This window comes from Streptomyces sp. NPDC047028, from assembly GCF_040644095.1.
Classification (GTDB): domain Bacteria; phylum Actinomycetota; class Actinomycetes; order Streptomycetales; family Streptomycetaceae; genus Streptomyces.
The window spans coordinates 118,001-126,793 of the sequence record NZ_JBEYVS010000004.1 but is presented as its reverse complement, the minus strand read 5'-3'; the positions used below and the strand labels follow the sequence as shown (position 1 = coordinate 126,793).

Annotated in this window: 16 protein-coding genes; all 16 read left to right on the top strand. The window is 71.3% G+C overall.

All coding sequences use genetic code 11. From position 1 onward, the window contains the following. Position 1 precedes the first annotated feature (1 nt). Positions 2-766 carry an ERF family protein gene (locus tag ABZ854_RS05665; protein ID WP_361204745.1) on the top strand — a complete coding sequence of 255 codons (765 nt, stop codon included), beginning with the start codon at positions 2-4 and terminating at the stop codon, positions 764-766. Continuing rightward, positions 763-1,515: an exonuclease domain-containing protein gene (locus tag ABZ854_RS05660; protein ID WP_361204741.1), complete on the top strand. Its 753-nt coding sequence runs from the start codon at positions 763-765 to the stop codon at positions 1,513-1,515. Before ABZ854_RS05665 ends, ABZ854_RS05660 begins: the two co-directional genes overlap by 4 nt. Then, positions 1,512-1,874 (top strand): hypothetical protein, encoded by a 363-nt coding sequence (locus ABZ854_RS05655; protein WP_361204738.1) that lies wholly within the window; start codon positions 1,512-1,514, stop codon positions 1,872-1,874. Before ABZ854_RS05660 ends, ABZ854_RS05655 begins: the two co-directional genes overlap by 4 nt. Next, positions 1,871-2,122 (top strand): hypothetical protein, encoded by a 252-nt coding sequence (locus ABZ854_RS05650; protein WP_361204736.1) that lies wholly within the window; start codon positions 1,871-1,873, stop codon positions 2,120-2,122. The genes ABZ854_RS05655 and ABZ854_RS05650 overlap by 4 nt, the downstream gene beginning before the upstream one ends. Beyond that, positions 2,119-2,388, top strand: coding sequence for a hypothetical protein (locus ABZ854_RS05645; RefSeq protein WP_361204733.1), 270 nt, complete (start codon positions 2,119-2,121; stop codon positions 2,386-2,388). Before ABZ854_RS05650 ends, ABZ854_RS05645 begins: the two co-directional genes overlap by 4 nt. After that, complete coding sequence (locus ABZ854_RS05640; protein ID WP_361204730.1) at positions 2,385-3,020, top strand: hypothetical protein; 636 nt, start codon at positions 2,385-2,387, stop codon at positions 3,018-3,020. The genes ABZ854_RS05645 and ABZ854_RS05640 overlap by 4 nt, the downstream gene beginning before the upstream one ends. Next, positions 3,017-3,403 carry a hypothetical protein gene (locus ABZ854_RS05635; RefSeq protein ID WP_361204728.1) on the top strand — a complete coding sequence of 129 codons (387 nt, stop codon included), beginning with the start codon at positions 3,017-3,019 and terminating at the stop codon, positions 3,401-3,403. The genes ABZ854_RS05640 and ABZ854_RS05635 overlap by 4 nt, the downstream gene beginning before the upstream one ends. Then, complete coding sequence (locus ABZ854_RS05630) at positions 3,403-3,981, top strand: hypothetical protein (RefSeq protein ID WP_361204725.1); 579 nt, start codon at positions 3,403-3,405, stop codon at positions 3,979-3,981. The genes ABZ854_RS05635 and ABZ854_RS05630 overlap by 1 nt, the downstream gene beginning before the upstream one ends. Then, positions 3,978-4,244 carry a WhiB family transcriptional regulator gene (locus ABZ854_RS05625; protein ID WP_361204722.1) on the top strand — a complete coding sequence of 89 codons (267 nt, stop codon included), beginning with the start codon at positions 3,978-3,980 and terminating at the stop codon, positions 4,242-4,244. The genes ABZ854_RS05630 and ABZ854_RS05625 overlap by 4 nt, the downstream gene beginning before the upstream one ends. Next, positions 4,241-4,474: a hypothetical protein gene (locus tag ABZ854_RS05620; protein ID WP_361204719.1), complete on the top strand. Its 234-nt coding sequence runs from the start codon at positions 4,241-4,243 to the stop codon at positions 4,472-4,474. Before ABZ854_RS05625 ends, ABZ854_RS05620 begins: the two co-directional genes overlap by 4 nt. 34 nt (positions 4,475-4,508) lie before the next feature. After that, complete coding sequence (locus ABZ854_RS05615; protein WP_361204716.1) at positions 4,509-4,874, top strand: hypothetical protein; 366 nt, start codon at positions 4,509-4,511, stop codon at positions 4,872-4,874. Positions 4,875-4,879: 5 nt separating this feature from the next. Further along, positions 4,880-5,686 (top strand): DUF2303 family protein, encoded by an 807-nt coding sequence (locus ABZ854_RS05610; RefSeq protein WP_361204714.1) that lies wholly within the window; start codon positions 4,880-4,882, stop codon positions 5,684-5,686. Beyond that, positions 5,686-5,997 (top strand): hypothetical protein, encoded by a 312-nt coding sequence (locus ABZ854_RS05605; RefSeq protein WP_361204711.1) that lies wholly within the window; start codon positions 5,686-5,688, stop codon positions 5,995-5,997. Before ABZ854_RS05610 ends, ABZ854_RS05605 begins: the two co-directional genes overlap by 1 nt. A gap of 12 nt (positions 5,998-6,009) precedes the next feature. Beyond that, positions 6,010-7,899, top strand: a complete 1,890-nt coding sequence (locus tag ABZ854_RS05600) for an AAA family ATPase (protein ID WP_361204708.1) — start codon at positions 6,010-6,012, stop codon at positions 7,897-7,899. Further along, positions 7,896-8,096 (top strand): hypothetical protein, encoded by a 201-nt coding sequence (locus ABZ854_RS05595; RefSeq protein ID WP_361204706.1) that lies wholly within the window; start codon positions 7,896-7,898, stop codon positions 8,094-8,096. Before ABZ854_RS05600 ends, ABZ854_RS05595 begins: the two co-directional genes overlap by 4 nt. A gap of 69 nt (positions 8,097-8,165) precedes the next feature. Further along, on the top strand, positions 8,166-8,729 hold the full coding sequence (locus ABZ854_RS05590) for a hypothetical protein (protein WP_361204703.1): 564 nt from the start codon (positions 8,166-8,168) through the stop codon (positions 8,727-8,729). The last annotated feature ends 64 nt before the right edge of the window (positions 8,730-8,793 follow it).

The window sequence follows — 8,793 nt, the reverse complement described above, 5'->3', positions numbered from 1 at the left end:
CATGGGTCTGCGTGAGAACGCGGCCGCTGCGGCCGGCCGGACGCTGTCCGACAGCGAGCCGACCACCGAGGTCCGTGAGGCACCGAACCTGACCGAGCCGGACCTCGGCGACCTCTCGAAGGACGCCGAATCGGCCAGCGCGGTCATCGCCTGGTCCCGGGTGATGGGCGAGGTCCGCTCCATCGCCAAGAACGAGCGGTTCGACGGCGGCCGGGCCGGCCGGTTCAACTTCCGGGGCATCGAGACCGCGCTGAACGCCTTCGGGCCCGCCTGCCGCAAGCACGGCGTGCTCGTCATCCAGCACAAGGTCGCCACCGAGTACCGCGACATCTCCACCAGTTCGGGTGGCCGGATGCGGGAGTGCACCGCGCTGGTCACCTTCCGGATCTACGGCCCCGACGGCTCGTACTTCGACTCGCAGGCCGCGGGCGAGGCCTCGGACTCCGGCGGCCGGTCCACGCCCAAGGCGCAGAGCATCGCGCTGCGAACGCTCCTGATCAATAACGGGCTCGTGCCCACCGAGGACCGGGACGCGGACGCCGTGCACTTCGAGCGGGCCGAGTCCCCGGTCCGGCCGGCGGCGAGCTACCTGGACGAGATCTGCAACCCGAGCACGAGCGCGGGACGGCTGCGGCAGATCCACCACGAGCTGGGCACCACCCGGCAGTTGGGGGCGCTCGTCACGAACGAGGTCGGCGACGAGGAGCAGATCGGCGCGATGGTCGTCCGCATCGGCAAGGAGCGCGCCGCCGGGGGTGCCGAGTGAGCACCTTCGCCGACGTCCGCAAGGCCGCCTGGGACACCGAGACCACGGGCCCGAACCCGCTCGAGGACCGCATCGTCACCGCCGCGTTCATCGTGCGCGGCGGCGGCCGCGAGGACCGCGTCTTCTCCTGGCTGATCAACCCCGGCGTCCCGATCCCGGCCGAGGCGACCGAGGTCCACGGCATCGACGACGCCCGGGTCCAGGCCGAAGGCCAGGACCCAGAGACGGCGCTGGACGAGATCGCCACGAACCTCGTGCGCGCCATCCAGTGGGGCATGCCGCTGATCGCGTTCAACCACAGCTTCGACTGGTCGATCCTCCACCACGACCTCGTACGCCACGGCCTGCCGACCGTCGAGGAACGCGTAGGCCTGCACCCCCTGACGCTGATCGACCCCATCGTCATCGACAAGCAGTGCGACCGGTACGTGAAGGGCTCCGGGCAGCGCAAGCTGAAGCCCACCGCGGAGCGGTACGGCGTCGAGCTGACCGACTGGCACACCGCCGAGGCCGACGCCCTGGCCGCACTGCTGATCGCCGAGGCCCAGTTCGAGCGGTTCCCGAGGCTCAACGGCATGGGCCCGGCCGAGCTGTTCACCGCTCAGCAGGCGTGGCGGGCCGAGCAGCAGGCCAGCCTGCAGCAGTGGTTCCGCACCCGGGCCACGCCGGAGCAGGGCGGCGACCCGAACAAGGTGATCGACGGCTCGTGGCCGCTGATCCCCGCCCAGCGCGCCGGGGGTGACACGTGAACACCATGACCCGCGCCCAGCTCGCCGAGCTCCGCACCACACTCGGCCCCGCCAACCCGGCCAGCCCCGACGCCGTCCGCGACCTGCTCACCTGGCACCGCCGGACCGAACCCCGCGACGAGGTCCGCTACTTCCGGCTCGTTGTCCCCACGGTCGTCAAGCGGCTCCTCCTCGCCGAGACCGAGCGCACCACCCTGCGCACCACCATCGCCCGCCTCGTCATCGCCAACCAACACGGCGACGACTACTCCCTCGCCGACCTCGCCTTCGAACTCCAGCAGGCCGGCATCGACCTCAAGGACGACTACGCCGCAGCCGACGCACTCGCCGACGCGGCAGAGCGGGAGGGACTCCTGTGAACCCCATCGTCAGCCGGGCCCGATACGAGCGCGACGCCTACAAGACCGCCGCCACGACCGCGGCCCGGCAGGTCATCGACGCCGAGGACGCCCCCCGGCTCATCGAGGGCGGCCGCGTCCACATCAGCAAGCCGTCCGAGGAGCTGGCGCGGGCGCAGGCGTGCGCGCGCGCCCTGGAGCAGCGGCTCGCCGAACTCACGGCCGCCAACCAGCGGTGCACCTGCCAGCGATGGGAGGCCCTGGCGTGATCCCCGAGGTAACGATCGGCGCCGCCGTCCTCATGGCCGCGCTCATCCTCGCCACCGGCGCCGCCCGCTGGTACTTCCGGCCGGCGCCCACCGTCGGCCAGCACCGCGCGGGCATGGTCCGGCCCGTCGAGGCCCTCAACCAGTTCGAGGCATGGTGCCTGGCCGAGCACCGCCGCACGCTCCATGTGCAGCTCGCCACCGGCACCGTGTGCCTCGACTGCCGTACCGCCCTCACCGGCGGGCAGCAGGCGGGGGGCGTCCGGTGAGCACCGCGACCCTGTTCGACACCGAGGCACCGGCCGCCCCCGCGGCGGCCGGGCCCCGGCCCGCCAACCTCCCCAAGGTGATCGGCCTGGACGTCGCCATGGGCATCACCGGCATCGCCGGAGAGGGCTGGACCGACTACGTCAAGGCCAAGGGCAGCGGCCAGCACTCCCGGTTCGAGCAGCAGCTCGCCGGGATCGCCGACCACACCCGGCACGCCGCGTTCGTCGTCATCGAGGGCCCCGCGTTCTCCAAGAACAACCATGGGGCCGACGCCCTGTCCGCGATGCGGTGGATGGTCCGCCACGACCTGTGGAAGCGGCGTATCCCCTACGTCGTCGTCAACCCCGACCACCGGATCATCTACGCCGTCGGCACCGCCGCCCCGAAGGACCCGGACACCGGGCAGCGGCTGAAGGGCGAACCGCTGAAGGCGGTCGTACGGCAGGCCGTCGCCGACACGTACGGCATCGTCACGGAGGGCCCGGCGAAGTACGACGAGGCCGACGCCTACATCCTCCTCGCGATGGGCCTGCACTGGCTCGGCTGGCCCCTGGCCGTCGTACCGGACACCCACCGGCGGGCGCTGGACTCCGTGCGCTGGCCCGACCGCGCGGCGGTGATCCCCCGATGATCGAGATCACCATCCGCGTCACCAGCCAGACCGCGGCCCGCCGTCTCGCCGCCGCCCTCCGCCAGGTCGCCGCCGACGAGGAACACGCCAACCAGGCCCGCACCTACCGCGGTGCCGCCCGTCGTCTTGAGCGCCTCGTCCGCCCGCACTACATGCCGCGCGCCCGCCGGCCCCGGCACCCCGGCGTCGACGAGGAGGCCGTACGCCGGGTCGTCCTCGGCCAGCCGCCCTTCCCGGAACTCACCCGCGACGAGGCCCGCCTCGCCTGCTGGGTCCTCACCCGCCAGCACGCCAGCGCCACCGAGATCGCCGACCGCATCCACGTAACTAAGCGCACCGTGCACCGCTGGCGCGCAGACACCCCGAAGGCGGTGAACGTCTGATGAGCAACATCAACGCCACCCGCGAGCAGATCGTCAAAGCCCTCCAGCAGGGCTGGAGCGTGAACCGCATCAGCCGCGAACTCCGCGCCGACCGCGCCCGGATCCGCGCGATCCGCGACGAACTCGACCTGCCCGTCTACATTCGCCCGGCCACGGTCCGCACCCTCGAGGAGAAGTGGCGCGAGTACGCCGGACCCGCCGACGCCGACGGCCACATGGAGTGGACCGGCGAACACGGCACGACCAGCGGCACCCCGCTCCTCTCCTACAAGGACAAGCACCACAGCGCCTCCGCCGTCGCGTTCCGGATCCGCACCGGCCGCGACCCCGAGGGCTACGCCATGGCGGACTGCGGCCACAAGCACTGCATCGCCCCCGACCACGTCGAGGACGAGCCCGGCCGCCGCCGCAACCGGGAGCAGCTGCGCTACCTCCTCGGCGGCGGCCCGGTCCCGGAGCGGTGCAAGGCCGGGCACAGCATGGCCGAACACGGCCGGATCGGCGCCGACGGCCACGCGTACTGCCAGACCTGCAAGTACGGCCGCACGCTGGCGGCCCGGCAGGCGGTGGCGGCATGAACGGCCACGCCCCCGACACCCTCGACAACCGCGTCGCCTGGGCCAACAAGGCCGCCTGCCGCGGGCAGCAACTGGACCAGTTCTTCACCGACTCCAAGACCGGCATCAGCAAGGCCAAGCAGGTCTGCGCCCGCTGCCCGGTCAGCCAGGAGTGCCTCGACGAAGTCCTCCGGTCCGAGGACGGCTCCCGGTACGGCGTCTACGGCGGCCTCACCCCGGCCGAGCGCACCACCCTGATGCGCAGCCGCCAGGCCCGCCCGTGACCAGCCGCCAGGTGGTCGCCGCAGCCCTGTTCGTCGACCTCGGCGACGGCCGCGAGACCAGCCACGGCGGCTACCGATGGAAGCGGCTCCCGCGCGCCCGCTACGAGTGCCTGCGCTGCCACACCGTCGAGGTCCCCGACGGCAACGGGCCCGGCGACATCGCCCGGTTCATCAACACCATCCGCAGTTCACACACCTGCCGTCCCGCCGTCCAGGCGCAAGCGGCCTAACCCACCAGCCATCACAGGAAGGCACCAGCCACACATGACCACCCAGGACACCGAGCCGCAGGTCCAGACGGCCGAGTTCGCCGCGTTCCTCGTCGGCCACCTCAACGGCCGCATCCATACCGCGCTCAGCGAGGAACTCCACGAGCTGCTCCAGGCCGTCTCCACCCACGGCAAGAAGGGCTCCCTGGTCATCAAGGTCCTCGTCGAGCCGTCCAAGGGCCACGTCGAAGGCGACCCGTTGGCGATCTCCGTCGAGTCCGACCTCAAGGCCCCCAAGAGCACCCCGCCAGCGGCCATCTACTTCGTCGACGACGACGGCAACCCCACCCGGAACGACCCCAGGCAGATCGCCCTGGACTTCCGCACCGCCCCCGCCACCAACACCTTCAAGGACGCCTGACCACCATGACCGACAACACCCAGACCATCGTCGACACCGCCCTCGCCAGCGCCGACCCGGCCGAACTCCAGCTCGGCAAGTACTACGCCTTCGTCACCCCCGGCGGCGGCCTCCACAAGGTCGACCTCACCGGACCCGAGCACACCGGCGTGCCCCCGCGGAAGGCCGGCACCACCACCGTCCGCGACGCCGTCTCCTTCCACGCCTACTACAGCAAGCACGCCGACGACGACACCGAGGTGTACGCCGACGCCGAACGCCTCACCGTCACCGCCGTTCTCGACGCGCACACCGCCGACGGCGCCCGCTGGGCCGGCCACCGGCTCCACCTCGCCCTCCGCGAGACCGCAGCCTGGCAGCAGTGGAACCGCAACGACGGTCAACTCCTCGACCAGGAGACGTTCGCCGAGTTCCTCCAGGACCACCTGCCCGAGCTCCTGGAGCCGTCCGCCGCGGACATGCTGGAGATCGCCCAGTCCTTCCAGGCCGCGCAGAAGGTCGACTTCCAGTCCGCCACCCGGCTGAGCAGCGGCCAGCGACAGTTCCAGTACGTCGAGACCGCCACCACGAAGGCCGGGCAGAAGGGGCAGCTCACCGTCCCCGAGACGTTCACGATCGGCCTGGTCCCGTTCGAGGGCAGCGAGGGTTACAAGCTCACCGCCCGCCTCCGCTACCGGATCGGGCAGAACGGTCTCCGCCTCGGCTACAAGCTGGAGCGCCCCGACGAGATCCGCAAGACCGCGTTCGCTGACGTGGTCAAGGCGATCGGAGAGCAGATCGACACCCCGGTCATGAACGGGACGTCGGCCTGATGAGCCGGGCCCGCGGGCGGGGCAACGACGACTCCCGCTGCCCCGCCTGCGGCGCCCACACCCTCGCCCAGTGGGTCGGTCACACCGCCGCCCTCCGCGCCCGCGTGGACCTCCCGCCTCCGGGCGAGACCAGGCCGTACGACACGACGGCCGCCGACGCCGAACCGAACCGGCTCGTCTGGTGCCTGCCCCGCCAGTCCTACCGGCCGCTCCGGCTCCGCTGGACCGCCCGCGGCCACCCGCCCGACTGCCCGCACCAGCACCTGCTGGACCACCAGTGCCCGCCCGCCGAGCCCGCCACGATCTTCTGAGGAGACCGCCCCGTGGACAACGTCCGCCCCCTCCCGCACCAGACGGCGGACAATGACGGCCCCGACCAGCACGACGCCGAACGGTTCGTCCTCAGCGGCTGCATGCACCAGCCCAAGCAGATCCCCGCCGTACGCCACATCATCACCCGCAGCGACTTCGCGCTCCCCGCACACGAACTCGTCTGGGACGTCCTCAACTACCTCCACGACGAAGGCCAGCCCGTCAACCCGATCACACTGCGGATCGAGCTGGAGAAGCGCCAGGAACTCCGCCGGGCAGGCGGCATCAGCTACATCGCACAGCTCGGCGACTATGGCGGCGACCCCGAGTACTACGCCGACGAGGTCCGCCGCCGCGCCGATCTCCGGGCAGAAGCAGACCTCGGCCGGCGCATCGTCCAGCGCGCCACCGAACCCGACGCCCAGCCCGGCACGGCCGTCACCTTCATCGACGACTACCTCAAGCGTCAGAAGGAACGCGCCGCCGGCCGCTCCGGCGACCCCGCCGATGCCCTCCTCGCTGAACTCCTCGACACCAACGCACTCGACGACATGACCGCCCTGGAGCCTCTCCTCGGCGACCTCCTCCACCTGGACTCCCTCGCCCGGATCATCGGCCCGTCCGGGCACATGAAGAGCTTCGTCACCATCGACATCGCCGCGCACATCGGCACCGGCCGCCGCTGGCACGGCCAGTACGTCCGCCAGGGCACCGTCGTCTACCTCGTCGCCGAGGGCTCCCGCGGCATCCGCAAACGCGTCCGCGCCTGGGAGCAGCACTACGGCATGCGCATGGACAACGTGCTGTTCCTGCCCCGGCCCGTCCAGGCCATGAGCCCCGAGTGGGAAACCCTCATCGAGGCGATGCGCCGCCTGGCCCCGGACATGATCGTCATCGACACGCAGGCCCGCGTGTCCGTCGGCGTCGAAGAGAACTCCAACACCGAAGTCGGTGTCGTCATCGAACGGATGGAAGACCTGCGGCGCGCCACCGGCGCCTGCGTCCTCGTCATCCACCACACCGGGCACGTCGGCGAACACGGCCGCGGCGCCTCCAGCGCCAAGGGTGCCCTGCAGTCCGAGCTGCACGTGTCGAAGAAGGGCGACGACGCCCGCAACACCATCGTCACCGTCAAGGTCGGCAAGCAGAAAGACGACGAGCAGGGCGGCGACATCCAGTTCGGGCTGAAGGTCGTCACCCTCGACGGCGAGTACAAGCCCGACGGGCGGCCCGTCACCTCCGTCGTCCTGGAGTCCCTCGATCAGGTCGACCCGGCCGCCGTCGTCGGCACCGCCGAGTGGATCGCCGCGCAGCTCGATGCGGCCGGCGTCCCCTCGGGGCACGGCCGGGACCGTCTGCGCACGGAGTGCCAGCGGCTGAGGATCGCCGCCCGAACCGATCTCCTTGCTGACGTTGCCAGGATCAGGAAGACCCGGGGTCAGGCCGAGGTCAGGTCTGACCTGCAATTTTCTCAGGCTCCTCTTGTTGACACCGGATCCCGACAACCACACCAGGCGGCAAACCCGGACAACACGGGACAGGACACCCCCGGAGAACCTGACCCCACCCCTGGGTCAGATCCAGAAATCAAACCTGACCCCAAGATCAGGACAGGGTCAGGCGAAACCGCAGGTCAGACCTGTCCCGGACAGGTTGAGGACAGCTCGGGTCAGGCAGTGCCCCGACCTGTCCCACTGTCCCCCTCTCTAGAGGGGGGACAGGGGGACGGACCGCCCGCCACAGACGGCCCGCTCTGCACCGTCTGCCACACCCCCATCACCGGCTACCGAGCCGACCGCGGATACGACACCCACCTCGCCTGCGACCCCGAAACCGGCAGCCACCCCGACCGACCCGAACACCCCACCGACACCACCAACCCCGAAAGGCACAGCGCGTGACCACCGACCCCGAGACCCGCGCCCGAGCCATCACCCTGCTCCTCGGAGCCGCCGAGACCAGCGGAGAGATGAACGCCCTGCTCCGCGTCGGCCGCCGCGCCGGATTCCTCTGGACCTGCCCCACCTGCCGAACCGACAACTACGCCGACCGAGAAGCCTGCTGCGGCAAGCCACGCCCCGCAGCCAACGACACCTGAGCAGCCGCAGTCAGCCGCCTCACCGCCAACTCGGTTCCACCCGGCCCCACGCGAATTGAAGCCCCGCCGATGACCATCGCCGCCCTCCTCAACCTCCTCGACGAGATCGACCACCAGGGCGGCCCCGAAGCCGCCCGACAGTGGCGGCTCAACCTCCCCGACCTCGAAGGGACACCCGAACCCATGACCACCGCACCCGCCCCGATCCTCACGACCTCCCCGGCCCTGCCAGCCGCTGTCTCCCTACGCCCGCCGGCCGCCGACGCCGACCCGGAGAAACTGCCCGTCGGCCGGCTCCTCGCCTGGGGTGACCAGCACGACGACCAGGAGGTGCAGGCGCAGGCCGCGCGCGCCCGTGCTGCTCTCGTCGGCCTGCGCGCCCGGTACGCCTCCGACCGCGAGTTGACAGCGCTCGCGAGCGAGGAGGAGCAGCTGGCGGAGATCCGGGCCCGCAAGGACGAACTGACGCCGGCCAAGCCCCGGAAGAAGCGGCCCGGCGCCTACGTCCGCGACTACGACACCCGCACCGTGCGGGCGTGGGCGGACGCGAACGGCGTGGATTGCCCGCGGGTCGGTCAGATCCCCAAGCGGGTCCTCGAGGCGTGGCGCGCCTCGCAGCGGCAGGCCGGATGACGACACGCAACAGCCGCCCGCAGTCGAAGTGCGGGCGGCCGCCGGGCCCATCACACCACATCCA

What these genes read in the sequence shown, in the direction of transcription:
- ABZ854_RS05665 (WP_361204745.1), top strand. Translation starts at nt 2, where the DNA reads ATGGGTCTGCGTGAGAACGCGGCCGCTGCGGCCGGCCGGACGCTGTCC.
- ABZ854_RS05635 (WP_361204728.1), top strand. Translation starts at nt 3,017, where the DNA reads ATGATCGAGATCACCATCCGCGTCACCAGCCAGACCGCGGCCCGCCGT.
- ABZ854_RS05630 (WP_361204725.1), top strand. Translation starts at nt 3,403, where the DNA reads ATGAGCAACATCAACGCCACCCGCGAGCAGATCGTCAAAGCCCTCCAG.
- ABZ854_RS05625 (WP_361204722.1), top strand. Translation starts at nt 3,978, where the DNA reads ATGAACGGCCACGCCCCCGACACCCTCGACAACCGCGTCGCCTGGGCC.
- ABZ854_RS05615 (WP_361204716.1), top strand. Translation starts at nt 4,509, where the DNA reads ATGACCACCCAGGACACCGAGCCGCAGGTCCAGACGGCCGAGTTCGCC.
- ABZ854_RS05610 (WP_361204714.1), top strand. Translation starts at nt 4,880, where the DNA reads ATGACCGACAACACCCAGACCATCGTCGACACCGCCCTCGCCAGCGCC.
- ABZ854_RS05605 (WP_361204711.1), top strand. Translation starts at nt 5,686, where the DNA reads ATGAGCCGGGCCCGCGGGCGGGGCAACGACGACTCCCGCTGCCCCGCC.
- ABZ854_RS05590 (WP_361204703.1), top strand. Translation starts at nt 8,166, where the DNA reads ATGACCATCGCCGCCCTCCTCAACCTCCTCGACGAGATCGACCACCAG.